Genomic DNA, 24,838 nt, shown 5'->3' with positions numbered 1-24,838 from the left:
CTCGTACGGACCAAGGAGATACGACGTCAGCGAGCGACCAACACGATTTTCAGCCCGGAACGGGCCGCATCGCCAGAGGCGACAGGGACTAACCCGACACCCCTCTCCCACCCACCCCACCCCCACGCCAACCCACCCCACCCCTGCGGGGCATTTCGGCAAGATCACGCTCGATGCAGGATGTAGTGGCCTCGCCTTCCCGGGAGGCCACTACATCCCTGATCGAGCACGATCATGCGTACGGCCGCCGACGCACGATCCATGGTTATCCACAGGGGCAGCGTGGCGGGCGGCTGATCGGCCAGCCTGGAGCGCATGCCGAAAGCTCCGCGACGCCCGCCGCAGTTGCGTGGTCGGGTCTTCCGCGGCTCGATCGCCGTCTCGCGCGGCCTGTTGAGCCGAAACGATTTGCGCAGTTCCGCATGGAGACCACTGTTCCGGGACATCTATGCCGATGCCGAGGTCCGGGTCACGCACGGAATCAGGTGCGCCGCCGTCGAGCGTTGGCTGATCCCGCCAGGAGCCGCCATCGCGGGACGCTCCGCGGCGGCCCTGTACGGCTGCCCGGCACCCGCCGCGAGCGAGCCGGTGGACGTACTGGTTCCCCGGGCAACCCGGGTCGGACCGACCGCCGGGCTCCGGATCCGCCGCGGGGAGTTCGACCCCGGCGACGCGGTGGACAGGGCCGGGCTCAGGGTGACCAGTCCGGAGCGCACCTGCTGGGATCTCGCCCGATGGCTCGACGTGGTCGAGGCGGTGGTAGTCCTCGACGGCATGCTGGCCAGGCGGCTCACCGATGTGCCCGCCCTCCGCGAATACGCCCTGAACCGGGCCGGTCGACGCGGCTGGCGGTCCCTGCTGCGTGCCGTCGATCTGGCGGACGCCGGCGCGGAGTCACCCCAGGAGTCCCGCACTCGCGTACGGCTGGTGCTCGCCGGCCTGCCCCGCCCTCAGACGCAGTGGGTCGTCGCCGACAAAGGTCGGTTCGTAGCCCGACTTGACCTGGCCTGGCCCGAGTTCAAGGTGGCGGTGGAATATGACGGGCTCTGGCACGACGATCCCGAGCAGTTTCAGCGGGACCGCCGACGGCTCAACCGACTGCTCGGCAACGAGTGGATCGTGCTGCACGTCACCGCCAAGCGCCTCCGGGACGACTTCGACGGATTCCTCGCCGAGGTCAGGGCCGCCCTACAAGCGCGTTCCCGCAGCATCCGGTCGCGATGATCGTGCTCGAACATGGATGTAGTGGCCTCCCTGCACAGGGAAGCCACTACATCCTGGATCGAGCGCGATCATGCGCTTAGCGGCGCGGGCGCCGGGCTTGTCAGGCGGCGGGGAGGTACTTGGCGAGGTCGTCGAGGATCTTGTTGGCGGCGCCGACGCCGATGCCGGTCATCCAGACCTCGTCGGAGACGGAGTACGCCTTGCCGGCCTTGACGGCGCTGAGGCCCTTCCAGAGCGTCCCACCGGCGACCTTCGCCTGCTCGGCGGCGGCCTTGTCGCCGTACGCGGTCACGAAGATGACGTCACCGTCGACCTCGTTGACCCGCTCCGGGCTGACCAGGTCGAAGCGCTTGTCCTCCTTGTTGGCGAGCAACTGCCGCTCGGGGCGCCCGAGCCCGGTGTCGCCGAGGACGATGCCGGAGAAGGAGTCCGGGCCGTACACCCGGATGTTGCCGGGCAGGAACCGAACGATCGACACCTTGCGGGCGGCGGCGTCGCCGAGGGTCGCGCCGAAGTCCTTGGCCCGCTTCTCGTACGCGCCGAGCAGGTCCTTGGCCTGCTGCTCACGCCCGAGCGCCCGGCCGTCGAGGAGGAAGTTGTCCTTCCAGGTGATGCCCACCTTGTCGGTGAAAACGGTCGGCGCGATGGCGGACAGTTCGTCGTAGAACTTCTCCTGGCGGAACTTGCTGCCGAGGATGAGGTCGGGCTTGAGTGCGTTGATCGCCTCCAGGTCGGGCTCGGCGAGCACCCCGACCGTCTTGATGCTGGCGAGCTTGTCCGCGCCGAAGTAGGTCGGCCAGCTCTTGGCCTCACCGGCCGTGGCGGCGCCGACGGGCGTGACGCCCAGCGAGAGCGCTGTGTCGATCTTGTCGGTGTCGAGCACGACGACGCGCTTGGGCTCGGCCGGGACCTTGGTGGTGCCCATGGCGTGGGTGATCTCCCGGGTTTCCCCGGTGGTGGAGCCGGCGACCGGGTCGCTCTCACCGCAGGCGGTGAGACCGACGCCGAGGGCGACGGTCGCGGCGAGAGCGGCGACGAGACGACGCATCAGAGTCCTTTCGAGGGGTACGAGCCGACGAGCGGGGTGGCCGCGTCGCCGGTGGGGCGGGTCAGGCGTCCGGTACGGACGCCGTCGACGAGGAGGGGTCACCCGGGCCAGCGGGAGCCGGAGCGTTGCCACCGGTGTGGGCGGGCACCACCAGCGGCGCGCCGGTCACCGGGCAGGGCACGACCACGCAGGCCAGCCCGAAGACGTCGCGGACCAGGTCGGCGGTGAGGATCTCCCGGGGCGGTCCGGCGGCCACCACGGCGCCGTCGCGCATCGCGACCAGGTGATCGGCGTACCGGGCGGCCTGGTTCAGGTCGTGCAGCACGGCGACCACGGTGCGGCCCCGCTCGACGCGTAGCCGGTGCAGGAGGTCCAGCACCTCCACCTGGTGGGCCAGGTCGAGGAAGGTCGTCGGCTCGTCCAGCAGCAGGGCGTCGGTGTCCTGGGCGAGCGTCATGGCGATCCACACCCGCTGCCGCTGCCCGCCGGAGAGGCTGTCCACCGGCCGGTCGGCCAGGTCGGTCACGTCGGCCAGGGTCATCGCCTGGTCGACGGCCGCGCCGTCCTCCGACGACCACTGCCGCCACCAACGCTGGTAGGGCTGCCGGCCCCGCCCGACCAGGTCGGCCACGGTGACGCCCTCGGGCACCAGCGGGCTCTGCGGCAGGACGCCGAGGCGGCGGGCCACCTCCCGGGTGGGTAGCTCGCGGATCGCGGTGCCGTCCAGCAGGACCGTGCCCCGGCGCGGGGTGAGCAGCCGGGCCATGGTGCGCAACAGGGTGGACTTGCCGCACGCGTTCGGGCCGACGATCACGGTGAACGCGTCGGTGGGCAGGTCCAGGTCGAGGCCGTCGAGCACGGTCCGCTCGTCGTAGCCGGCGACCAGGTCGCGGGTGGAGAGCATCACACGACTCCTTGAGGCGTCACGACGACCGCCGCCGTCCGCGCAGCAGCAGGAAGATCAGGTACGGGCCGCCGATCGCGGCGGTCAGCACACCGGCGGGCAGTTGGGTGGGTGCGAGCAGGCGTCGGCCGGCCAGGTCGGCCAGCACCAGCAGCAGCGCGCCGAGCAGCGCGGCGCAGACCAGCGGTGGCCGTTCGGCGCGTACCAGTCGACGGGCCACCTGGGGCGCGACAAGCGCGACGAAGTCGACGGCGCCGACCTGGGCGGTGACCATTGCGGCGACGAGGACGCCGGCGCCGGCCAGGCCGATCCGGCGGGCCACCGGGCGCAGCCCGACGCCGCGGGCGGTGTCGTCGTCCAGGGCGGTGCTGTTCAGCGCCCAACCGGCCCAGGCCAGCACCGGCAGCAGCACCAGCAGGGTGCCGGCGATCCAGGCGGCCTCGGTCCAGCCCTTGCCGGCCAGGGTGCCGATCAGCCAGATCTGCGCGCGCAACCCGTCGATCGGGTCGGCGGTGAGCATGACCACCTCGGTCAGTGCCCGGAAGGCGAACGCCACCGCCACGCCGGCGAGGACGAACCGCTGCGCGGCCAGCCCGTGCCGGGCACCCAGGGCGAACAGCAGCACCGCCGCGAGCAGCCCGCCCACCAGCGCGGTGGGTGCCACCAGCACCGCCGCCATGCCGCTGGTCAGGGCCACCGTGGCGGCAAGACCGGCGCCCTGGGTGATACCGATGACGTCCGGGCTGGCGAGCGGGTTGCGGGCCACACTCTGGATCAGGGTGCCGGCGATGCCGAAGGCCGCGCCGGCCGTCGCCGCCAGCACGACCCGCGGCAATCGAAGATCAAAGACCACGAGGTCGTACGGGGTGCCGGCGCCGGAGAGGGCGCGCAGCACGTCGGCCGGGGCGACGTACGGGGTGCCCAGCGAGAGGCTGAGCACGACGGCCAGCAGGAGCAGCACGGTCAGCACGGCGGCGACCAGCACTGCGCGACGGCGGATGACCAGGCTGACCGGGCCGAGCCGCAGCAGCGAGCGTCCGGCCAGCCGGGCATCGCCGCCAGCGCGTGAGGTGGTGAGTGACAGGCCGGCCGGGGCGGGCGAGCCCGCGGGGCGCTGGGTGGTGGTCACGCGGTCACCACCCGGGCGCGGCGGACCAGGACGGCCAGCAGCGGCGCCCCGATCAGCGCGGTGACGATCCCGGCCGGTATCTCGCCGGGTGGGGCGACGAGCCGGCCGACGACGTCGGCGCCGAGCAGCAGGGCCGGGCCGAGCAGGGCGGAGACGGCGAGGGTCCAGCGGTGGTCCGCGCCGACCAGGGCGCGGGCCAGGTGCGGCACGGCCAGCCCGACGAAGGCGACCGGTCCGGCCGCCGCCACCGCGGCCCCGGTCAGCAGCACGGCAGCGAGCCCACCGCCGAGGCGGACCAGGCCGATGCGGTGGCCGAGGCCGCGGGCCACGTCGTCGCCGAGGGCCAGCGCGTCCAGACCTCGGGCCACCAGGGCGGCGAGCACCAGCCCGGCGAGGACGAAGGGCAGCACCTGCGCGGCGACCGAGAGGTCGCGGCCGGCCAGCCCCCCGACCACCCAGAACCGGTACTCCTCGAAGGTGCGGGCGTCGATGCTGAGCAGCGCGTACACCCCGGAGGCCAGGCTGGCGTCGAGGGCCGCGCCGACGAGTGCGAGGGTGACCGGGCTGGCGCCCTCGCGCGCCCGGGTGGCGATGGCGAAGACCAGCAGCCCGGCGATCAGTGCCCCGGCGATGCCGAACCAGACGTACCCGGCGAGCGTGCTGACGCCGAAGACGGAGATGGCGAGCACCACACCGAACGACGCGCCCGCGCTGATGCCGAGGATGCGCGGCTCGGCGAGCGGGTTGCGGGTGAGCGCCTGGAACAACACACCGGCCACCGCGAGGGCGAGCCCGACGGTGAGGCCGAGCGCGGTACGCGGCATCCGCAACTCGCGCACGATGGTGCTGGCCTCGCCGCCGTCCGGTGCGACGAGAGCGTGCCAGACCTGGTCGACGCCGAGGTCCCGACTGCCGAGCGCGAAGCTGGCCAGTACGGCGAGCAGCAGCACCAGCGCCGAGCCGGCGGTGACGGCCACCCGGCGGCCGGTGCGGCTGCCGGACCTGCTGGGGGCCTGGGTCGGCCGGGTGGCGAGGGTGGTCACGAGTCTCCTGCACGTTCCTGCTTAGGTTCGCCTTACCTTAGCCGCTCAGGTGGGGGCCGCCTAACTGGCGCTCATCGATCCGCGGCCGGCTGAGCAGGGCAGACGCCCGCGCGACGGGGGCCGCGCACCTAGGGTGGGCTCATGCGATTCGACCAGCACACGGTCGTCCTCCTGGCCCGACCGTCCCACCCGCCGGAGTTGCCGCAGGACGCGATCGACCGGTTGCAGGACGCGCACCTGGCCCACCAGGCGGGGCTCGTCGAGCAGGGGCTGGTGCTCGCGACCGGGCCGTTCCTGGACCCCGACGACGACCGGCTGCGGGGGTTCGTCGTGCTCTCCATCGCCCCGGACGAGGCGCGTGACCTCTACGCCAACGACCCGGCCGTGCGGGCCGGACGGCTGGACGTGCGGGTGATGAGCTGGATGGTGCCGGAGGGCAACGTGCGGTTCGAGGGCGTGCCGATCCCCCGGTCGATGCTGGAGGCGGCGGCGGGCGACTGACTCAGCCGGCCAACGAACCGATCTCGACCACCCGCAGCGCGTCCACCTCTCCGGTGATCACGCGCAGCGCCGGAAAGTAGTCGGCCAGCACCCGCCGGCAGTCGCCGCACGGCTCGCTGACGTCGCGGCCCCGGTCGGCGACCGTGACGATTGTCTCCAGCTCGGTGACGCCCTGCGTGGCGGCCGTGCCCACCACCACCAGCTCGGCACACGTTCCGCCGGTGGCGTGTTGGACGTTCACGCCGGTGAAGACCCGCCCGTCGACGGTCCGGGCTGCCGACGCGACGGTGTGGTGCTGGCTGCGGCAACGCAGCTTGGCGACCGCGGTGGCGGCCTGCACCAACGCGCGGTCGGTGTCCCGCAGCTCCATTCCGGCCCCCAGCGCTCGACGTCGAGCGCCCACTCTAGGTGCCGCCCCCGGACGTCGACGGACCGGCCGCGCGGTAACCCAGGGGCGGTACGCCGTCGGGCTGCCTATCCTTGGGCACGACATGCAGAATCCAACCGCCTCCGTCGCGACCGACCCGGTTCGCGAGCTGCACCGCCGCCTGCTCCCTCTGATGTTCCGCGACCAGCGCCGGCTCCAGCGGCGGCTGGACGGTGCCCGCAAGCTGCGCGACCCGCAGCGCCGGGAGGCGGCGCTCGCCGAGATCACCGCCGACCTCGTCCGGGCCGAGCAGCGGCTCGCCACCCGCCGAGCGGCGGTGCCGGTGATCACGTACCCGGCGGGGTTGCCGGTCAGTGAGCGCAAGGACGACCTGGCCGCCGCCATCCGCGATCACCAGGTGGTGATCGTCGCGGGCGAGACCGGCTCCGGCAAGACCACCCAGTTGCCCAAGATCTGCCTGGAGTTGGGGCGCGGGGTGCACGGCCTGATCGGGCACACCCAGCCCCGGCGGTTGGCGGCCCGGACGGTGGCCGACCGGATCGCCGAGGAGCTGGGCACCGAGCTGGGTGACGTGGTCGGCTACAAGGTGCGCTTCAGCGACCAGGTCAGCGAGCGCAGCCTGGTCAAGCTGATGACCGACGGCATCCTGCTGGCCGAGTTGCAGACCGACCGGATGCTGCGCCAGTACGACACGCTGATCATCGACGAGGCGCACGAGCGCAGCCTCAACATCGACTTCATCCTCGGGTACCTCCGGGAGCTGCTGCCCCGACGACCCGACCTCAAGGTGATCATCACCTCGGCGACCATCGAGACCGACCGGTTCGCCCGACACTTCGCCGGGCCACCCACGGCCGACGAACCGGAGGGCGTACCCGCGCCGGTGGTCGAGGTCTCCGGGCGCACCTACCCGGTGGAGGTGCGCTACCGGCCGCTGCTCGAACTCGCCGAGGGCGAGGAGGACGGCGACGGCGACGAGGAGAACGTCCGCGACCAGATCCAGGCCATCGGCGACGCCGTCGAGGAGCTGGCCGGTGAAGGTCCCGGCGACATCCTGGTCTTCCTCAGCGGCGAACGCGAGATCCGGGACACCGCGGACGCGCTCGCCAAACTGGTGCAGACCAAGCGCTCCCTGCTCGGCACCGAGATCCTGCCGCTGTACGCGCGGCTCTCCAGCGCCGAGCAGCACCGCGTCTTCGCCGCGCACACCTCGCGTCGGGTGGTGCTCGCCACGAACGTCGCGGAGACCTCGCTGACGGTGCCCGGCATCAAGTACGTGGTGGACCCCGGCACCGCCCGGATCTCCCGCTACTCCAGCCGGCTCAAGGTGCAGCGGCTGCCGATCGAGCCGGTGTCCCAGGCGTCGGCCAACCAGCGCAAGGGCCGCTGTGGGCGTACCTCGGACGGCATCTGCATCCGCCTCTACGACGAGCAGGACTTCCTCTCCCGGCCCGAGTTCACCGACCCGGAGATCCTGCGCACCAACCTGGCGTCGGTCATCCTCCAGATGACCGCGATCGGGCTCGGCGACCTGGCCGCGTTTCCGTTCATCGACCCGCCGGACAAGCGCAACATCACCGACGGCGTCAACCTGCTGCACGAGCTGGGCGCGTTGGACCCGACCGAGGCCGACCCGGCGAAGCGGCTCACCGCGCTGGGCCGTCGCCTGGCCCAGTTGCCCGTCGACCCGCGGCTGGCCCGGATGGTGGTCGAGGGCGAACGCAACGGTTGCGCCACCGAGGTGCTGGTGATCGCCGCCGCGCTCTCCATCCAGGACCCGCGCGAGCGGCCGGCGGAGAAGCAGGCCCAGGCCGACCAGGCGCATGCCCGGTTCGCCGACAAGGAGTCGGACTTCGTCGCCTACCTCAACCTGTGGCGCTACCTGCGGGAGCAGCAGCGGGAGCTGTCCTCCAGCGCGTTCCGCCGGATGTGCAAGGCGGAATACCTCAACTACCTGCGGATCCGCGAGTGGCAGGACATCGTCGGCCAGTTGCGTCAGGTGCTGCGTACCCCGCAGCAGGAGGGTGATCGGCGCGGCGGGCGACCGGCGCGCGACACCGCCGACGGCGCGGACGCCGGCCGGGGGGAGAGCCGGCGCGGCGGCGCGGACCTGCCGGAGGAGATCGACACCCCGAAGGTGCACCAGTCGCTGCTGCCCGGCCTGCTGTCGCACGTCGGGCTGAAGGACGCCCAGAAACACGAGTACCTGGGAGCTCGGGGCGCGAAGTTCGGGATCTTCCCCGGGTCGGCGCTGTTCAAGAAGCCGCCGCGGTGGGTGATGGCCGCCGAGTTGGTGGAGACCTCCCGGCTGTGGGGCCGCATCGCCGGCCGGGTCGAGCCGGAGTGGGTCGAGCCGCTGGCGCAGCACCTGGTCAAGCGCAGCTACAGCGAACCGCACTGGGAGAAGAAGCAGTCCGCGGTGATGGCCTACGAGAAGGTCACCCTGTACGGCGTCCCGCTCGTCACCTCTCGCAAGGTCAACTTCGGTCGGATCGACCCGGTGCTGAGCCGCGAGCTGTTCATCCGGCACGCCCTCGTCGAGGGCGACTGGCAGACCCACCATCAGTTCTGGGCGGACAACAAGCGGCTGCTCGCCGAGATCGAGGAGTTGGAGAGCCGGGCGCGACGCCGGGACATCCTGGTCGACGACGAGACCATCTTCGGCTTCTACGACCAGCGGATCCCCGCCGACGTGTCCTCCGGCCGGCACTTCGACAGCTGGTGGAAGAAGACCCGCCGGGAGCAGCCCGACCTGCTCACCTTCACCCGCGACGTGCTGGTCAACGACGGCCGGCCGGGGGTGGACGAGGACGACTACCCGGACGAGTGGCAGGCCGACGGGGTGCGCCTGCCACTGACGTACCGGTTCGAGCCGGGCACGCCGGACGACGGCGTCACCGTGGACATCCCGCTGCCCCTGCTCAACCAGGTGCCGGCGGAGAGCTTCGACTGGCAGGTGCCGGGGCTGCGCGAGGAGACGGTGATCGCGCTGATCCGATCGCTGCCCAAGGCGATCCGCCGCAATTTCGTGCCGGTGCCGGACTACGCCCGCGCCGCCCTGGCGGCGATCACCCCCGGCGAGACGTCAATGCTGGACGCGCTCACCCGTGAGCTGCGCCGGATGACCGGGGTCACCGTGCCCCGCGACGCCTGGGAGCCGGACAAGCTTCCCGCCCACCTCCGGGTGACCTTCCGGGTGCTCGGCGACGACGACAAGCCGGTCGCCGAGGGCAAGGACCTGCCGGCCCTGCAACGTCAACTCCGGCAGGAGGTACGCCAGGTGGTGGCGGCCGCCGCGCCGGAGATCGCCCGTACCGGGCTGCGGGAGTGGAGCCTGGGCGCCCTGCCGAGGACCATCGAGCAGGTGCGTGCCGGATACGCGGTGACCGCGTACCCGGCGCTCGTCGACGAGGGCGCCACGGTCGGGGTGAAGGTGTTCGACTCCCCCGCCGAGGCGGAGGCGGCGCACTGGGCCGGCACCCGCCGGCTGCTGCGGCTCACCGTGCCCTCCCCGGCCCGGTTCCTGCAGGGCCGGCTCAGCAACGAGGCGAAGCTGGCACTCAGTCGCAACCCGCACGGCGGCGTGCAGGAGCTGATCGAGGACGCGGCCGGCGCGGCGATCGACCGGCTGATCGGCGACGCCGGCGGACCGGCCTGGGACGCCGAGGGGTTCGCGGCTCTCCGCGAGAAGGTCCGGGCCGACCTGGTCGACACCGTGGTCGAGGTGATGGACCGGGTCCGCCGGGTGCTCGCCGCCGCGTACGCCGTGGAACAGCGGCTCGGCGCCACCCGCAACCTCGCCGTGGTGGCCGCGCTCGCCGACATCCGCAAGCAGCTCGCCGGTCTGGTGCACGCCGGGTTCATCACCGAGGCCGGGTACGCCCGGCTGCCGGACCTGCTGCGCTACCTCACCGCCATCGAGCGTCGACTGGACCGTCTCGGCGGCAATCCGCAGCGCGACCGCCAGCAGCAGGACCGCGTCGCGGTGGTGCAGAAGGAGTACGACGACCTGCTCGCCGCGCTACCGCCGGCCCGCCGACAGGCGACCGCCGTGCGGCAGATTCGCTGGATGATCGAGGAATTGCGGGTGAACGTGTTCGCCCAGGCGCTGGGTACCCCGTACCCCGTCTCGGAACAGCGGATCTACCGCGCGATGGACGACGCCGAGGGCCGCTGACACCGGCGGCCGCTGCGGTCAGCGCGCGTGGATGGAGAGCCCGCGGGCGCCCGCGGCGGTCCGCACGGTGCTGGTCAGCGCCGTGCCACGCGGCGGCGCGGCGGCGGCCGACCACCAGGCCCGGTTCTCCCGGTACCAGCGGAAGACCTCGCTGAGCCCGTCCTCGAACCGGATCTGTGGCTCGAAGCCGAGCTCGTCGGTGATCTTGCGGTAGTCCAGCGAGTAACGCTGGTCCTGCACCTTGCGGTCGGGCACGTGCCGGACCCGTTCCCAGCCGGCGCCGGCCAGCCGCAGGATCCGCTCGGCGAGGGCACGGTTGGTGAGTTCGAGGTCGCCGCCGATGTTGTAGACCTCGCCGGCGCGGCCCTTGGCCAGCACCAGCGCGATGGCCCGGCAGTGGTCGTCCACGTGCAGCCACTCGCGCACGGCGCTGCCGTCGCCGTGCAGGGTGATGTCCTGACCGGTGAGCAGACTGGTGACGAAACGCGGAATGACCTTCTCCACATGCTGGTACGGGCCGTAGTTGTTGGCGCAGCGGGTGATCGACACGTCCACGTCGTAGGTGCGCCAGTAGGACCGGACCACGCAGTCGCTCGCGGCCTTCGACGCCGCGTACGGGGAGTTGGGCTCCAGCACGCAGCTCTCGTTCCAGGAACCGGCGCTGATCGAGCCGTACACCTCGTCGGTGGAGACGTGCACGACCCGACCGACACCGCTGCGTGCGCATGCGGCAAGCAGGTGGTGCGAACCCATCACGTTGGTCTCGAAGAACGGCGCCGGGTCGTCGATGGATCGGTCGACGTGGGATTCGGCAGCGAAGTGCACCACGGCGTCATGCCCCGGCACCACGTCGGCGAGCAGTTGCCGGTCGCAGATGTCCCCGCGGACGAATGTCAGGCGGGGGTGCGCTGCCGGCAGGTTGGCCCGGTCACTGGCGTAGGTCAGCTTGTCGAGGACGGTCACGTCGCAGTGCTCGAACCCGGTGTAGCGCCCGCCGAGCAGACTCCGCGCGAAATGCGATCCGATGAAGCCAGCACCGCCGGTAACCAGGATCCTCATGGATGGCCTCCCTGCCGGCGAGATAGGCCGTCGGCGCGCTGAGACGAATGGGGCGTTTGCCCGCAAGGACCCACCTTAGGGGACCAGTGTCGGCACCAACGCTGATATCTACGCCTTAAGCATTAATTAACCCATCGGGTCGATTACCGGACCCGATCAGAGCGGATCCACCCCCGGCGGGAGGTCGTCACCGTCGATCGCCGACTGGATGTAGTCGAGCAGGATCCGCCGGAGTTCCCGGCCGGCGTGGGTCGGCACGACGTCGCGACGGCGGGCGACCGCGATCGTCCGCCGCACCCCGGGCGGAGCTAGCGGAGTGGCCCGCACGGCCGGGCGACGCGCCAGCACGATGCCCGGCACCAACGCGATGCCGAGTCCCGCCTCGACGAAGCTCAGCACCGCGTCCATCTCCCCGCCGTCCACCGCGAAGGTCGGCTCGAAGCCCGCGTCGCGGCATGCCTGGATGGTGGCGTCGCGCAGGTCGTACCCCTCCCGGAACATCACCATCGGCTGGTCGCGCAGGTCGGTGATGTGCAGGTCGCCGGTCACCGAGGCGGTCGGCACCTCTCCCACCGAGGCCACCACCAGGCTCTCCCGCAGGATCGGGTCGACGCGTAGGCCCGGGTCGGCGCCCTGGGCCGGCATGATGATCAGCGCCAGGTCGAGGTCGCCGCGCAGCAGGTCGCGGACAAGGTCCTGGGAGCCACTTTCCTCGACGCGCAGGTCGATGGTGGGGTGGGCGTCACGGAACCGGCGCAGCACCGGCGGGGCGAGTGAGGTGGCCAGGCTCGGGGTGGCTCCGAGCCGGACGCGGCCCCGGCGCAGCCCGACCAGCTCCTGCACCTCCCGGGTCGCGGTCTCCACGTCGGCGAGGATCCGGGTGGCCAACGGCAGCAGCACCTCACCCGCCGCGGTGAGCGCGATGTTGCCCCTTACCCGCTCGAACAACGGCGCCCCGAGGTCGGCCTCCAGAGCGTGAATTTGCTTACTGAGAGAAGGCTGAGTGATGCCCACCAGGTCGGCGGCTTGGGTGAAATGTCGTACTTCGGCCACCGCGACGAAGTACCGGAGCTGATGGAGCTGCATCTACATAGCCTACGGCTATCAACGCTGCGAGTTTGATGCATTGGACGACTGATCGAAGTGCTCCTAGCGTCGGTCCTGTGGTAGTCACGAAAACTCGGTCGCCCATCCGCTCGAACGTCGGCCTCAAGGCCGTCATGGCGGTGACGGGCATCCTGCTGGCGCTGTTCCTCATCGCGCACATGCTCGGAAACCTGAAGGTGTTCACGGGGGAGACCTCGTTCGACCACTACGCGCACTGGCTGCGCGACATCGGCAAGCCACTGCTGCCCGGCGTCTGGTTCCTGTGGATCCTGCGCACCGTGCTGGTGGTGGCGGTCGTCGCCCACATCGTGGCCGCCACCGTGCTGGCCCGGCGCGCCCGCGCGGCCCGCCCGGTCAAGTACGCCCACCGCAAGAAGGTCAACGGCAGCTACGCCGCCCGCACCATGCGCTGGGGTGGCGTGATCATCCTGCTCTTCGTGATCTACCACCTGCTGGACCTGACCACCGGCACGCTGAACCCGGTCGGCGACGCCAGCAAGCCGTACGGCAACGTGGTCGCCGACTTCGCGCCGGAGCGCTGGTACGTCACGCTCTTCTACACCCTCGCCATCCTCGCGGTCGGCTTCCACCTGCGCCACGGCGCGTTCAGCGCATTCCGCAGCCTCGGCCAGCAGACACCGCGCGGCGAGCGCCGGGCGCGCACCGCCGCGCTGGTCTTCGCCGTGCTGCTCTGCGCCGGATACCTGGTGGTCCCGTTCGCCGTACTCACCGGATTGGTGTCCTGACATGGAACTCTTCACCGAGGGCGACCCGATCGCCGACACCAGGGCTCCCGGCGGCCCGGTCGAGAAGCGTTGGGAGACCCGGCGCTTCGAGGCCAAGCTGGTCAACCCCGCCAACCGCCGCAAGATGACCGTGATCGTGGTCGGCACCGGCCTGGCCGGCGGCTCCGCCGCCGCGACCCTGGCCGAGCAGGGCTACCACGTCAAGTCCTACTGCTATCAGGACAGCCCGCGCCGGGCGCACTCCATCGCGGCACAGGGCGGCATCAACGCGGCGAAGAACTACCGCAACGATGGCGACTCCGTGCACCGGCTGTTCTACGACACCGTCAAGGGCGGCGACTTCCGCTCCCGCGAGTCGAACGTGCACCGGCTCGCCGAGGTGTCGGTCAACATCATCGACCAGTGCGTCGCCCAGGGGGTGCCGTTCGCCCGCGAGTACGGCGGCCTGCTCGACACCCGCTCCTTCGGTGGGGCCCAGGTGCAGCGCACCTTCTACGCCCGGGGTCAGACGGGCCAGCAGCTCCTGCTCGGCGCGTACCAGGCCCTGGAGCGGCAGATCGGCCTCGGCAACGTCGAGATGAACGCCCGGCACGAGATGCTGGAACTGGTCCTCGTCGACGGCAAGGCCCGCGGCATCGTCGTCCGGGACCTGGTCACCGGCGAGATCAGCACCGAGATGGCCGACGCCGTCGTGCTCGCCTCCGGCGGGTACGGCAACGTCTTCTACCTCTCCACGAACGCCAAGGGCTGCAACGTCACCGCCACCTGGCGGGCGCACCGCAAGGGCGCGTACTTCGCCAACCCCTGCTACACGCAGATCCACCCGACCTGCATCCCGGTCTCCGGCGACCACCAGTCGAAGCTGACCCTGATGAGCGAGTCGCTGCGCAACGACGGCCGGGTCTGGGTGCCGAAGACCAAGGGCGACGACCGCAGCCCAAAGGACATTCCCGAGGACGAGCGGGACTACTACCTGGAGCGGATCTACCCCTCCTTCGGCAACCTGGTCCCCCGCGACATCGCCTCCCGCGCCGCCAAGAACGTCTGCGACGAGGGCCGGGGCGTCGGCCCGACGAAGCTCGGCGTCTACCTCGACTTCGCCGACGCGATCGGCCGGCTGGGCCGCAAGGCCATCGAGGCCAAGTACGGCAACCTCTTCGAGATGTACGAGCGGATCACCGGCGAGGACCCGTACGAGGTGCCGATGCGGATCTACCCCGCCGTGCACTACACGATGGGCGGCCTGTGGGTCGACTACGACCTCCAGTCGAACATCCCCGGCCTGTTCGTGATCGGCGAGGCGAACTTCTCCGACCACGGCGCGAACCGACTCGGCGCCTCGGCGCTGATGCAGGGCCTCGCCGACGGCTACTTCGTCCTGCCCACCACGATCGCCAACTACCTGGCGTCGGGCGGTCTGGAGAAGGTCGACGCCAGCCACCCGGCGGCCGTCGAGGCGCGTACCGACGTCGAGAACCGTGTCCAGCGGCTGCTCGCGGTCAACGGCGACCGGACCGTGGACTCGTTCCACCGGGAGCTGGGCCAGATCATGTGGGAACACTGCGGCATGGAGCGCAGCGAGGCCGGTCTGCGCAAGGCGATCGACGAGATCCGTGCCCTGCGCGAGCAGTTCTGGCAGCGCGTCAAGGTGTCCGGCACCGGCGAGGAACTCAACCAGTCGCTGGAGAAGGCCGGCCGCGTCGCCGACTTCTTCGAACTGGCCGAGCTGATGTGCATCGACGCCCTGCACCGCGAGGAGTCCTGCGGCGGCCACTTCCGGGCCGAGCACCAGACCCCCGACGGTGAGGCGCAGCGCGACGACGACCGGTTCGCGTACGTGGCGGCCTGGGAGTTCACCGCCACCGGTGAGCCCTCCGTGCTGCACAAGGAAGACCTGAAGTTCGAATACGTCCACCCCACGCAGCGGAGCTACAAGTGAACCTGACCCTGCGCATCTGGCGCCAGAAGGGCCCTGAGGACAAGGGTCGGATGGTGACCTACCCGGTCGACGACGTGTCCCCGGACATGTCGTTCCTGGAGATGCTCGACGTGCTCAACGAGCGGCTGATCCTCGCGGGCGAGGACCCGGTCGCCTTCGACCACGACTGCCGCGAGGGCATCTGCGGCATGTGCGGCCTGATGATCAACGGTGACGCGCACGGGCCGCAGCGCGGCACCACCGCGTGCCAGCTGCACATGCGACAGTTCACCGACGGCGAGACGATCGACATCGAGCCGTGGCGGGCCAGCGCCTTCCCGGTCATCAAGGACCTGGTGGTCAACCGGGGCGCCTTCGACAAGATCATCGCCGCCGGCGGTTACATCACCGCCCCGACCGGCAGCGCGCCCGAGGCGCACTCCACCCCGGTCGCCAAGGCCAACGCGGACGCCGCCTTCGAGTCGGCGGCCTGCATCGGCTGCGGCGCGTGCGTGGCGGCCTGCCCGAACGGCTCCGGCATGCTCTTCACCGCCGCCAAGCTCACCCAGCTCTCCCTGCTGCCGCAGGGCCAGCCGGAGCGCTACACCCGGGTCATCGGCATGGTCGACGCGCACGACGAGGCCGGCTTCGGCGGCTGCACCAACGCCGGCGAATGCACCCCGGCCTGCCCGAAGGGCATCCCGCTGAACACCATCGGCCGCCTCAACCGCGACTACCTCGCGGCCACCGCCAAGGGGGCCGGCAACACCCCCGGTTCCTGAGGCGCCGCCACCTCGACCGCCGTATCCCGCTTTTCCAGGGGTACGGCGGTTTGGCGTTTGTCCCTGGCGGCGGAGTGCGCCTGTTGGCTCGGCGTGCGGTCCTTGGTTGCGGTGGAGGGCTGGGGCGACCGTCCCCGGCTCCGGGCGGTCAGGCTTGATCCCTCCGCCGGGCACGGTCGCCCCAGCCCTGACCCTGGTCACGGCTCGTTCGTGAGTTGCGGCCCCTTGGGGTACGTGGGCAGCTCCGATCGTCGGCAGGTCGACGAACATCGGCCTGCACTGCCACACCCCACGCAACCCGATCTGCCTCGCCGTCCTGACCCGCACCCTGCGCCCCGTGCCCCACGCAGCACCGCCCGAGCGGCCCCTGTCGCCACCGCTTCCCGCCCTGCTGCCCCTCCGGCGCCGCCCCGCCCGGCGGCATCGCCCCCGACTGCTTGATCCACTCGGATTTCTTGAAGTCGGGCTGTCACCACACCTCGGATACCGCGACTTCAAGGAACACGAGTCGATCAACCCGAGATCGGCCCGCGGAAGCTCCTCGACAGCACGATCAATGGAGCAAGACGGGCAGATTGACGCGTGGTGTTCGGCGAACCGACCGGCGCACCCGAGCCGACGGACAGCGGCCACCCACGGGGCTGGGGGCGACCGTTCCCGGCGGAGGGATCAAGCCTGACCGCCCGGAGCCGGGGGCGGTCGCCCCCAGCCCTGACCGCAACCACCGACCAAGACGCCGTCCCCAGCCCCGACCGCAACCACCGACAGACCGAGCCGACAACCCGGACGTCGGAACCGCGCTGGTTCAAGTGCCCGAGCCCGGGTAGCAGTCTTCGGAGGCGGCAGTGAGAAGGGATGAGGGACATGAAGGCGCTCACCTGGCAGGGCAAGCGGGACGTACGGGTCGAGGAGGTGCCGGACCCTCGGATCGAGGAGCCCACCGACGCGATCGTCAAGATCACTTCGACTGCGATCTGCGGCTCCGACCTGCACCTGTACGAGGTTCTCGGGCCGTACCTGAAGCCCGGTGACGTCCTGGGCCACGAACCGATGGGCATCGTCCAGGAGGTCGGGTCGGAGGTGACCGGGCTGAAGCCGGGCGACCGGGTGGTGGTGCCGTTCAACATCTCCTGCGGGAGTTGCTGGATGTGCCAACGCCAGCTCTACGCCCAGTGCGAGACCACCCAGGTGACCAGCGAGGGCAAGGGCGCCTCGCTGTTCGGTTACACCTCGCTCTACGGTTCGGTGCCCGGTGGGCAGGCCGAGTACCTGCGCGTCCCGCAGGCCCACTTCGGCCCGATCGTCGTCCCGCCGACCGGTGCCGACGAGCGGTACCTCTACCTGTCCGACATCCTGCCCACCGCATGGCAGGCGGTGAAGTACGCGGACACCCCGCCCGGTGGCACCCTGGCCGTCTTCGGGTTGGGTCCGGTCGGGCAGTTCTGTGCCCGGATCGGCCGCCACCTCGGCGCCGGCCGGGTGATCGGGCTGGACCTGGTGCCGGAGCGGCTGGAGCTGGCCCGCCGGCACGGCATCGAGGTGCTCGACGTCCGTGAACTGTCCGACGTGCCGGGCGCGCTCATCGACCTGGTCGACGGGCGCGGTCCGGACGCGGTGATCGACGCCGTCGGCATGGAGGCGCACGGCTCGCCGGGCGGCAAGCTGGCCCACGCGGCCGTCGGGCTGCTGCCGGACAAGCTGGCCCAGGTGATGACCGACAAGGCCGCCATGGACCGGCTGTCCGTCCTGCACGCCGCGCTCAAGGCGGTCCGCCGCGGTGGCACCGTGTCGATCTCCGGGGTGTACGGCGGTGAGGTGGATCCGATGCCGCTGATGGAGATGTTCGACCGGGGCATCCAACTGCGGATGGGGCAGTGCCACGTGCGCCGGTGGACCGACGAGATCCTGCCGCTGCTCGCCGGTGACGACGACCCGCTGGGCGTGGAGGACCTGCGTACCCACCGGGTGCCGCTGGCCCGCGCGCCGCAGGCGTACGAGATGTTCCAGAAGAAGGAGGACGGCTGCATCAAGGTCGTGCTCCAACCGTGAGTCGGGTGGTGGTGGTCGTCGGCGCGAGCAGCGGGATCGGCCGGGCGACAGCCAGGGCGTTCGCCGAGCGCGGTGACCGCCTCGTCCTCGCCGCCCGGGCCACCACCACCCTGGCCGAGGTACGCGCGGAGTGCGCCGACGTCGGCGTGCTGACCGTGTCGACCGACGTCACCGAGCCGGGCGCGTTGGAGGCGCTCGCGGACGCGGCCATCGACCGGTTCGGCCGGATCGACGTCTGGGTGCACACGGCGGCCGTGATGGCGTACGGGCGCTTCGACGAGTTGCCCGAGCGGGTCTTCGACCAGGTGGTACGGACCGACCTGCTCGGCGCCGCCGGCTCGGTACGGGTGGCGCTGCGGCACTTCCGGGCCGTCGGGACCGGCACGGTCATCCTCACCGGTTCGGTGCTCGGGCACATCACCGCGCCGTACATGAGCGCGTACGTGGCGAGCAAGTGGGGTTTGCAGGGTCTGGTCCGCACGGTGCAGCAGGAGCTGCGCGACAGCCCGGAGATCCAGCTGTGTCTGATCAACCCGGGCAGTGTGGACACACCCGTGTACCAGCAGGCGGCCAACTATCTGGGCCGGGTCGGTCGGCCCCCACCGCCGGTCACCAGTCCGCAACGGGTGGCCCGCGCCATCGTGGACTGTGTGGACCGGCCGCGCCGCGAGGTCTCGGTCGGCCGGCTCAACGTGGTGCTGCGAGCCGGGTTCACCGTACTGCCGGGCGTCTACGACATCCTGGTCGGGCCGCTGATGCGGTTGGCCGGCCTGAGTGGACGGCCGGTGGCCGCGACCGACGGCAGCGTCTTCGCCGCGAACCCGGCCGGTGAGTCGGTGCGCGGCGGTCACCTGCCCGACCTGCGGCAACTCGTGTCCGGGCCGGCGAGCGCGGTCGGTGCCGCGCTGCGCCGACGACTCGGCTGATCTGTTCGGGACTGTTTGAGACGGTCTGGAGTCGGCGTGCATCGACCAACTCGCCTAGGGTGGTGGGCCAGCAAGCGCTCTGGCGCTCCACTATGGGGGAGACGATCGACCATGCGACTCAATCGCAGAACGGCACTCGGCTTGGGGACGATGGCTACCGCCGGGACGGTGTTGGGTGCCGCGTCGCCCGCGAGCGCCGCGACGCCGGCGAGCACCAACGAGGCCACACCGACCACGCCCGCCCGGGCCGCCCGGCGGGTCGCCTCCGTGTTCACCAGGTACAGCACCGAGGTCGGTGGCAACTGGCAGGCGTACATCAGCGTCGCCGACCCGGCCGGCGCGCCGGTGGTCGCGGTGACGGCCGACGCGGACCGGCGGATCGAGGCGTACAGCGTCAACAAGATCGCGGTTGCCACCGCGGTGCTCGACAAGGTCGACCGGGGGCTGCTCACCCTGGACCAGCAGGTCGAGGTGACCGCGGCGATCGTCGTGCCCGGCGGTGACGGCATCTTCAGCCTGGACGGCGCGTACCCCAGCAAGGTGACCATCGGGCACGTGCTGGCCAACCTGCTGACCGTCTCGGACGACACCGCGGTGCGACTGTGCGGGCTGGTCGCCCCGGCCGCCGAGATCAATTCCATCCTGGTCGCCAAGGGCTTCCCGAACACCCAGGTCGAGCCGGTGGCCAACCCGAACCGGTTCTTCCTCGGCACCAGCACCCCCCGGGAGACGCACGACCTGCTGCGCGCCCTGGTCGGCGGCACGCTGCTCTCCCCCGCCTCGACGACGTACCTGCTGGGCATCCTGCGTTCCCCGGTGGCGTTCACCGACGGCATCCGCCGCACGATGTCCTCGGACGATCGGGCGCGGATCGCCACCAAGGCCGGCTGGTACGGCGACGCCCGGCACGAGGCCGGCGTGATCTTCGACCGCTCCGGCGCGGCGGTGCTCACCTACGCGCTCTTCGCCGACGGGCAGGCCGACCCGGACAACTTCGGCGCCACCCACCCGGCGGTGCAGGCCCGCGCCGCCATGGGTCCGAAGTTCCTGGCCGCGGTGGACCGGATCGCAGGCGTCGGCAAGACGTTCCGGATCACCGCCCGCCGCCCCAGCAACGGCGGCTAGGGAACCCACCGCACCGGTCCGGGTCGGTCGCCGCTGCCGGCGGCCGGCCCGGCGTGGCGACCGCCGAGGCACGCCCCGGCACGGGTGACTACCGTGTAGGGCGGACACGGCGGAGGGACGGCAATGGCACGAGCGCGGAGCACGGACGTCGAACGGTCGCTCGGTCGGCGAATGCGGGGCGCGGCGGGACTGGCCGCGCTGGCCGGCCTGGCCTGGGTCGCCCGGGATGTGCCGGCGGCCCTCGGTGGCCGGCTCAGCGGAGCCCGGGCCGAACGGGCGGCCCGCTCGCCCCAGTTCCGCGAGGGCACCTTCCACAACCGGGCCGGCACCCGCACGATGGTCACCGAGCCGGGGCGCAACCTGCTCCGCGAGCTGATCTTCGGCAAGCAGAAGCGGCGTCCCACCGCGCCCGTGCCGCTGCTGCGCCCCACCGGCGGGCCGGAGGCCGCCGACACCGCCGACGAGCTCAACATCGTCTGGTACGGCCATGCCTCGACGCTCATCGAGATCGAGGGCCGGCGGGTGCTGCTCGACCCCATCTGGAGCGACCGCTGCTCACCGTCGGGCCTGGTCGGCCCGCGGCGGCTACACGAGCCACCGGTGGGCATCGACGAGCTGCCCCCGCTGGACGCCATCCTCATCTCGCACGACCACTACGACCACCTCGACATGGCCACCGTGCGAGCGCTGCTGGCCGGGCAGTCCGCGCCGTTCCTGGTGCCGCTCGGCGTGGGCGCGCACCTGGACCGCTGGGGCGTACCCGCCGAGCGGATCATCGAACTGGACTGGTCCGAGTCGCACCAGGTCGCCGGGCTGGAGATCACCGCCACCGCCGCCCAGCACTTCTCCGGACGCGGGCTGCGCCGCGACGGCACGCTCTGGAGTTCGTGGGTGGTGGCCGGGGCGCGCCGCACGGTCTTCTACACCGGCGACTCCGGCTACTTCGACGGGTACGCGGAGATCGGCGCCGAGCACGGCCCGTTCGACGTGACGCTGATGCAGATCGGCGCGTACGACAGCGCCTGGCCGACGATCCACATGTTCCCCGAGGAGGCCGTCGCCGCCCACCTCGACCTGCGCGGTGGCCTGCTCGTCCCGGTGCACTGGGCGACGTTCAACCTGGCCCTGCACGACTGGTCCGAGCCGGTCGACCGGCTGTGGGCCGAGGCGAAGGCCCGCGACGTGCGGCTCGCCGTGCCCCGCCCGGGTGAGCGGGTCGTGGTCGACGAGCCGCCCGCCGTCGCCGGGTGGTGGCAGGCCGTCGCCTGAAAAAGGCCAAGGCAGGCATCGCCTGAACGGGCAGGCCGTTCGGACCTCACCCCGTTGGCACGAAGATCTTCGCCAGCTCCGGGTCTCCGAAGAGCGTGATCGCCATGATCCCGTCCTCGGCGATCATCAGCACCGCCACGCCGTATGGCTCGCCGCCCAACCACGCCACCGCGGCGGGCTGGCCGTTCGCCTCGGTCGCCACCATCCGCCAGTCCCCCGCGGCGCCCATCGCCGGTGTCGCGAAGGCCAGGCAGGCCGCACGACCGGTGTAGGAGGCCGGCGAGCCGACCGGTTCGATTGACGCGTCCGCGCGCAGCACCTCGCGAAAGGCGTCGGCGTCGGACGCCTCCCACGCGGCCATGTACCTGGCGAGTAGCGCCCGGGCCCGGGGCGAGGAGGCGTCCAGCACGTCGTCGCGGGCCGGAGCCGCCTCGGCGAGCCGGGCCCTGGCCCGCTGCAGGGCACTCTTCACGTCCGGCACCGACATGCCCAGCACCTCGCCTGTCTCGGCCGCGGAGAAGGCCAGCACCTCCCGCAACAGCAGAACGGCACGCTGCCGGGGAGCGAGATGTTGCAACCCGGCGACGAAGGCGAGCCGCACACTCTCCCGCGCGGTCACCAGATCAAGCGGATCGGTCGGAAACGGCTCAAGCCACGGACCCAGATCGTCCGAGTCGAGACCGGACGAGAACGTTCGGCGCCCGCGGCCCTCGATAAGGGTCAGGCAGACGTTCGTGGCGATCCGGTAGAGCCAGGTGCGCACCGACGAACGCCGCTCGAAGTTCTCCCAACCACGCAACGCCCGCACGTACGTGTCCTGCACGACGTCCTCGGCCTCGTGATAGGCGCCGAGCATCCGGTACGCGTGGGCGAACAACCCCCGACGTTCCCCCTCGAACGCCTCGGTCAGAGTCCCAGCTTCGGGCGCACCCATGCGGCCAACCCTCCGATCGCCTCGTCGGCAACCGTGGAGCGCCCGGCCGCCATCTGGAACGTGTGCAGTTGCCCGTCGAAGACGTCCAGCCGAGCGCCGGTCAGCTTCGCCAAGCGCTCGCTGTCACCCCGACCGCTCTCCTCGCCACCACACTGCACGTAGACCGGGGGCAGCGCGGACAGGTCGGCGTGGAAGGCGTTGACCTCCGGTGCCAGGCCACTTTCTCCCTCCGGCAGGTACTGCTCAATGAGACCCTGCACCATCGGCCGGGTGAAGAAGAGGTCGGTGGCGGCGTTCTCCTCGTACGACGTCGCGGTCTGCGCCGGGTCCATGTCGATCCACGGCGACAGCAACAGCAGCGCGGTCGCACCGGGCTCGCGGAGTGCGACCTGCACGGCCAGGCCACCACCGGAAGAGTCGCCCGCCAGCGCCACCACCGGTGTCCGCGCCGCCGCCCACCGGTACGCGGTGACCGCGTCCTCGATCTGCGCCGGGAAGCGGAACTCGGGCGCGTATCGGTAGGTGGCGAGCAGCACCCGTACGCCGGCCGCCTTCGCGAGGTGCCCGTACATCTTGCGGTGGCTGTAGATCGACCCGTTCACGAAACCGCCGCCGTGCAGCGCGACGATCGCCCGCTCCGGGCCGACGCCGTGCGGGACGAGCCACATCGCCGGCACGCCGCCCGCCGAGACCTCCGCGTAGTCCAGGCCGCGCGGCTCGGCCGTCACGTCTCCCCACTGGTCGTCCTCGCCCATGTCCCCTGCGGCCCAGCGGGCGTACATCGCTCTCATCGCGTTCATGTGGGTATCGACCGCAGGCGTACCCGAAAGGAATCGGTGGTCAGAGCACGAACGCGTCGGTCCAGAGCGCACCGGAGCGGCCGGAGAGCGCGTCCAGCATGGCCACCGCCTGACCGTCGGTGAGCTGCGCGACGAAATCCACGATGGCCCGGCCCCGGGCCCGTCCGATCCGGTCCGGGGTACGCGGGTGCAGCTCCGCCTCGGCCAACTCGACCAGGTCGTGCAGCCGGCGGGGCAACCGGGACTCCTCCTCCGGGTCGAGCAGCCACTCCCAGAGCGCCTCGACCAGGGTGCCCAGCAGCCGGGCCTGGCCGCGCTGGTGCAGGGCGAGATCCGGCCGGGCCAGCACGAACCGGTGGTGGACGAACTTGAGCACCTGCACCTCGTGCCACTGCGCGCAGCCCAGCAGCACGTACCCGGAGCGCACCGACGGCTGGTCGGTCACCGTGATCGCCTCGACGAAGCGGGTGGACCAGCGGGCGGAGAACCGCGCCACGTACTGCTCGGCCTCGATCGAGCCGTCGAACGGCATCGCCAGCAGCCCGTCGACCAACTCCTCGCGGACGTGCTCGACGGCGGCGGCGAAGGCGTCGTCGTCGGCGATCCAGGCGTCCTTACGGTGCAACTGCCGACGGAGCCGCTCGATCGCCGCACCGGGTCGTCGCGCCGCGGTGGCCAGCGCCGAGTCGGTGATCGCCCGGAGTTGCCCGCTCTCCCGCTGCCAGGCCATCAGCTCCGCGGAGACCGACCCCTGCTGGAGCACGCCGACCCGGTAGAAGTCCTCCACGTCGTGGATGGCGTACGCGATGTCGTCGGCGGTGTCCATGACCGACGCCTCCACGGTCTGCTGCCAGTCCGGGATGCGCCCGGCGAACGGCTCCCGCGCCTGCCGCAGGTCGTCCAGCTCGGTGCGGTACGCGCCGAACTTCGACGAGCCGCTCTCCGGGTCGTCCGGCGGCGGGGTGGCGCCACGCGGCGGCGGGTCCATCGTGCGGGGGTGCGGGTCGGGGTGGTCCAGGCGGGTCCACGGGTACTTCAACATCGCGGCGCGGACCGCCGCGGTCAGGTCCAACCCGGTGGTGGCGGCGCCCCGGATCTCGGTGCTGGTGACGATCCGGTACGACTGCGCGTTGCCCTCGAACCCGTCGGTGAGGCCGAGGCGCTGACGGGCCAACCGGTCCAGCACCCGCTCCCCCAGATGCCCGAACGGCGGGTGGCCGAGGTCGTGGGCGAGCGCGGCGGCCTCCACCACGTCGGGTGAACAGCCACCAAGCTTGTCCAGCAGGTCACGCGTGTGCTCGTCGGCCGTCAGCCGCTCGGCGATGGACCGGCCCACCTGGGCGACCTTCAGGCTGTGGGTGAGCCGGTTGTGCACCAGCAGGCCGGAACCGACCGGGCTGATGACCTGGGTGACGCCGCCGAGGCGGGCGAAGAACGGCGAGCCCACGATCCGGTCCCGGTCGGCGCGGAACGGGTCGGCGGCGAGGTCGCCGAGGGCGCGGGCACTGCCGCCGAAGAGCCGACGGGCGCGCGGCTCCGCAGGTGTTTCCATGATCGCAACGCTAGCGCAGGCCCGGCGGGGCCGTCCGGGGGTCGCCCGGCCGGGGCGGGGTGGTTCGCGGTCCTCCGCCCCGGCCGGGCGCGGCGACAGCGCCCCGGCCGGCCCGGCAGAATGCAGGCGTACCCACTCCCGAAGGCGGATCGAGATC

Annotated in this window: 20 protein-coding genes; 10 read left to right on the top strand and 10 right to left on the bottom strand. The window is 71.6% G+C overall.

Annotated elements, in window-relative coordinates; translation table 11 throughout:
* Positions 1 to 315 precede the first annotated feature (315 nt).
* Positions 316 to 1,224, top strand: a complete 909-nt coding sequence (locus AB0C25_RS23400; protein WP_357376370.1) for a hypothetical protein — start codon at positions 316 to 318, stop codon at positions 1,222 to 1,224.
* Positions 1,225 to 1,324: 100 nt separating this feature from the next.
* Here AB0C25_RS23400 and AB0C25_RS23395 read toward each other — a convergent pair whose 3' ends face one another.
* The 4 genes from AB0C25_RS23395 to AB0C25_RS23380 form a co-directional block, all read right to left on the bottom strand.
* Complete coding sequence (locus AB0C25_RS23395) at positions 1,325 to 2,272, bottom strand: iron-siderophore ABC transporter substrate-binding protein (RefSeq protein WP_357376369.1); 948 nt, start codon at positions 2,270 to 2,272, stop codon at positions 1,325 to 1,327.
* Between the two features lie 61 nt (positions 2,273 to 2,333).
* On the bottom strand, positions 2,334 to 3,176 hold the full coding sequence (locus AB0C25_RS23390; protein WP_357376368.1) for an ABC transporter ATP-binding protein: 843 nt from the start codon (positions 3,174 to 3,176) through the stop codon (positions 2,334 to 2,336).
* A 19-nt stretch (positions 3,177 to 3,195) separates the two neighbouring features.
* Entirely contained in the window at positions 3,196 to 4,305 is a 1,110-nt protein-coding gene (locus AB0C25_RS23385; protein WP_357376367.1) for an iron ABC transporter permease, read from the bottom strand.
* Positions 4,302 to 5,348 (bottom strand): iron ABC transporter permease, encoded by a 1,047-nt coding sequence (locus tag AB0C25_RS23380; protein ID WP_357376366.1) that lies wholly within the window; start codon positions 5,346 to 5,348, stop codon positions 4,302 to 4,304. The genes AB0C25_RS23385 and AB0C25_RS23380 overlap by 4 nt, the downstream gene beginning before the upstream one ends.
* Before the next feature lie 141 nt (positions 5,349 to 5,489).
* Between AB0C25_RS23380 and AB0C25_RS23375 the strand changes: the two genes are divergently transcribed.
* Positions 5,490 to 5,849: a YciI family protein gene (locus AB0C25_RS23375; protein ID WP_357376365.1), complete on the top strand. Its 360-nt coding sequence runs from the start codon at positions 5,490 to 5,492 to the stop codon at positions 5,847 to 5,849.
* Position 5,850: 1 nt separating this feature from the next.
* Here AB0C25_RS23375 and AB0C25_RS23370 read toward each other — a convergent pair whose 3' ends face one another.
* Positions 5,851 to 6,219 carry a cytidine deaminase gene (locus AB0C25_RS23370; protein ID WP_357376364.1) on the bottom strand — a complete coding sequence of 123 codons (369 nt, stop codon included), beginning with the start codon at positions 6,217 to 6,219 and terminating at the stop codon, positions 5,851 to 5,853.
* 121 nt (positions 6,220 to 6,340) lie between these two features.
* On the opposite strand from AB0C25_RS23370, the gene hrpA reads away from it, so the two are divergent.
* Positions 6,341 to 10,414 carry an ATP-dependent RNA helicase HrpA gene (gene hrpA / locus AB0C25_RS23365; protein WP_357376363.1) on the top strand — a complete coding sequence of 1,358 codons (4,074 nt, stop codon included), beginning with the start codon at positions 6,341 to 6,343 and terminating at the stop codon, positions 10,412 to 10,414.
* Positions 10,415 to 10,432: 18 nt separating this feature from the next.
* On the opposite strand, the gene rfbB is transcribed toward hrpA, so the two are convergent.
* A complete protein-coding gene (rfbB, locus tag AB0C25_RS23360) occupies positions 10,433 to 11,473 on the bottom strand; it encodes a dTDP-glucose 4,6-dehydratase (protein ID WP_357376362.1) in 1,041 nt (346 codons plus the stop codon).
* Between the two features lie 156 nt (positions 11,474 to 11,629).
* Positions 11,630 to 12,559, bottom strand: a complete 930-nt coding sequence (locus AB0C25_RS23355; protein ID WP_357245640.1) for a LysR family transcriptional regulator — start codon at positions 12,557 to 12,559, stop codon at positions 11,630 to 11,632.
* 77 nt (positions 12,560 to 12,636) lie between these two features.
* Between AB0C25_RS23355 and AB0C25_RS23350 the strand changes: the two genes are divergently transcribed.
* From AB0C25_RS23350 to AB0C25_RS23320, 7 genes are all read left to right on the top strand, one after another.
* Positions 12,637 to 13,326, top strand: coding sequence for a succinate dehydrogenase cytochrome b subunit (locus AB0C25_RS23350; protein WP_357376361.1), 690 nt, complete (start codon positions 12,637 to 12,639; stop codon positions 13,324 to 13,326).
* A 1-nt stretch (position 13,327) separates the two neighbouring features.
* Positions 13,328 to 15,265: a fumarate reductase/succinate dehydrogenase flavoprotein subunit gene (locus tag AB0C25_RS23345; protein ID WP_357376360.1), complete on the top strand. Its 1,938-nt coding sequence runs from the start codon at positions 13,328 to 13,330 to the stop codon at positions 15,263 to 15,265.
* Entirely contained in the window at positions 15,262 to 16,026 is a 765-nt protein-coding gene (locus AB0C25_RS23340) for a succinate dehydrogenase/fumarate reductase iron-sulfur subunit (RefSeq protein ID WP_357245649.1), read from the top strand. Before AB0C25_RS23345 ends, AB0C25_RS23340 begins: the two co-directional genes overlap by 4 nt.
* Positions 16,027 to 16,890: 864 nt before the next feature.
* On the top strand, positions 16,891 to 18,075 hold the full coding sequence (locus AB0C25_RS23335; RefSeq protein ID WP_357376376.1) for a zinc-dependent alcohol dehydrogenase: 1,185 nt from the start codon (positions 16,891 to 16,893) through the stop codon (positions 18,073 to 18,075).
* On the top strand, positions 18,072 to 19,001 hold the full coding sequence (locus AB0C25_RS23330) for an SDR family NAD(P)-dependent oxidoreductase (protein WP_357376359.1): 930 nt from the start codon (positions 18,072 to 18,074) through the stop codon (positions 18,999 to 19,001). Before AB0C25_RS23335 ends, AB0C25_RS23330 begins: the two co-directional genes overlap by 4 nt.
* A 150-nt stretch (positions 19,002 to 19,151) precedes the next feature.
* Positions 19,152 to 20,126: a serine hydrolase gene (locus tag AB0C25_RS23325; protein ID WP_357376358.1), complete on the top strand. Its 975-nt coding sequence runs from the start codon at positions 19,152 to 19,154 to the stop codon at positions 20,124 to 20,126.
* 123 nt (positions 20,127 to 20,249) lie between these two features.
* Positions 20,250 to 21,395 carry an MBL fold metallo-hydrolase gene (locus AB0C25_RS23320; RefSeq protein WP_357376357.1) on the top strand — a complete coding sequence of 382 codons (1,146 nt, stop codon included), beginning with the start codon at positions 20,250 to 20,252 and terminating at the stop codon, positions 21,393 to 21,395.
* Between the two features lie 46 nt (positions 21,396 to 21,441).
* Here the strand turns inward: AB0C25_RS23320 and AB0C25_RS23315 are convergent, their stop codons facing one another.
* The 3 genes from AB0C25_RS23315 to dgt are packed head-to-tail and all read right to left on the bottom strand — an operon-like array spanning position 21,442 to position 24,681.
* Complete coding sequence (locus AB0C25_RS23315) at positions 21,442 to 22,329, bottom strand: RNA polymerase subunit sigma-70 (RefSeq protein WP_357376356.1); 888 nt, start codon at positions 22,327 to 22,329, stop codon at positions 21,442 to 21,444.
* On the bottom strand, positions 22,302 to 23,129 hold the full coding sequence (locus AB0C25_RS23310; protein ID WP_357376355.1) for an alpha/beta hydrolase fold domain-containing protein: 828 nt from the start codon (positions 23,127 to 23,129) through the stop codon (positions 22,302 to 22,304). The genes AB0C25_RS23315 and AB0C25_RS23310 overlap by 28 nt, the downstream gene beginning before the upstream one ends.
* A gap of 40 nt (positions 23,130 to 23,169) precedes the next feature.
* Complete coding sequence (dgt, locus tag AB0C25_RS23305; protein ID WP_357245662.1) at positions 23,170 to 24,681, bottom strand: dGTP triphosphohydrolase; 1,512 nt, start codon at positions 24,679 to 24,681, stop codon at positions 23,170 to 23,172.
* Positions 24,682 to 24,838 lie beyond the last annotated feature (157 nt).

The sequence above is a fragment of the Micromonospora sp. NPDC048839 genome (assembly GCF_040649915.1).
In the GTDB taxonomy this organism is placed as follows: domain Bacteria; phylum Actinomycetota; class Actinomycetes; order Mycobacteriales; family Micromonosporaceae; genus Micromonospora.
The sequence above is the reverse complement of the archived record's forward strand: the minus strand, read 5'-3'. Positions and strand labels throughout refer to the sequence as shown.

Bases quoted from the DNA above. Each gene is read 5' to 3' on its own strand.
- AB0C25_RS23400 (WP_357376370.1), top strand. From the start codon at position 316: ATGCCGAAAGCTCCGCGACGCCCGCCGCAGTTGCGTGGTCGGGTCTTC.
- AB0C25_RS23395 (WP_357376369.1), bottom strand. From the start codon at position 2,272: ATGCGTCGTCTCGTCGCCGCTCTCGCCGCGACCGTCGCCCTCGGCGTC.
- AB0C25_RS23390 (WP_357376368.1), bottom strand. From the start codon at position 3,176: ATGCTCTCCACCCGCGACCTGGTCGCCGGCTACGACGAGCGGACCGTG.
- AB0C25_RS23375 (WP_357376365.1), top strand. From the start codon at position 5,490: ATGCGATTCGACCAGCACACGGTCGTCCTCCTGGCCCGACCGTCCCAC.
- AB0C25_RS23370 (WP_357376364.1), bottom strand. From the start codon at position 6,219: ATGGAGCTGCGGGACACCGACCGCGCGTTGGTGCAGGCCGCCACCGCG.
- hrpA (WP_357376363.1), top strand. From the start codon at position 6,341: ATGCAGAATCCAACCGCCTCCGTCGCGACCGACCCGGTTCGCGAGCTG.
- rfbB (WP_357376362.1), bottom strand. From the start codon at position 11,473: ATGAGGATCCTGGTTACCGGCGGTGCTGGCTTCATCGGATCGCATTTC.
- AB0C25_RS23355 (WP_357245640.1), bottom strand. From the start codon at position 12,559: ATGCAGCTCCATCAGCTCCGGTACTTCGTCGCGGTGGCCGAAGTACGA.
- AB0C25_RS23345 (WP_357376360.1), top strand. From the start codon at position 13,328: ATGGAACTCTTCACCGAGGGCGACCCGATCGCCGACACCAGGGCTCCC.
- AB0C25_RS23335 (WP_357376376.1), top strand. From the start codon at position 16,891: ATGAAGGCGCTCACCTGGCAGGGCAAGCGGGACGTACGGGTCGAGGAG.
- AB0C25_RS23325 (WP_357376358.1), top strand. From the start codon at position 19,152: ATGGCTACCGCCGGGACGGTGTTGGGTGCCGCGTCGCCCGCGAGCGCC.
- AB0C25_RS23320 (WP_357376357.1), top strand. From the start codon at position 20,250: ATGGCACGAGCGCGGAGCACGGACGTCGAACGGTCGCTCGGTCGGCGA.
- AB0C25_RS23315 (WP_357376356.1), bottom strand. From the start codon at position 22,329: ATGGGTGCGCCCGAAGCTGGGACTCTGACCGAGGCGTTCGAGGGGGAA.
- AB0C25_RS23310 (WP_357376355.1), bottom strand. From the start codon at position 23,129: ATGAACGCGATGAGAGCGATGTACGCCCGCTGGGCCGCAGGGGACATG.
- dgt (WP_357245662.1), bottom strand. From the start codon at position 24,681: ATGGAAACACCTGCGGAGCCGCGCGCCCGTCGGCTCTTCGGCGGCAGT.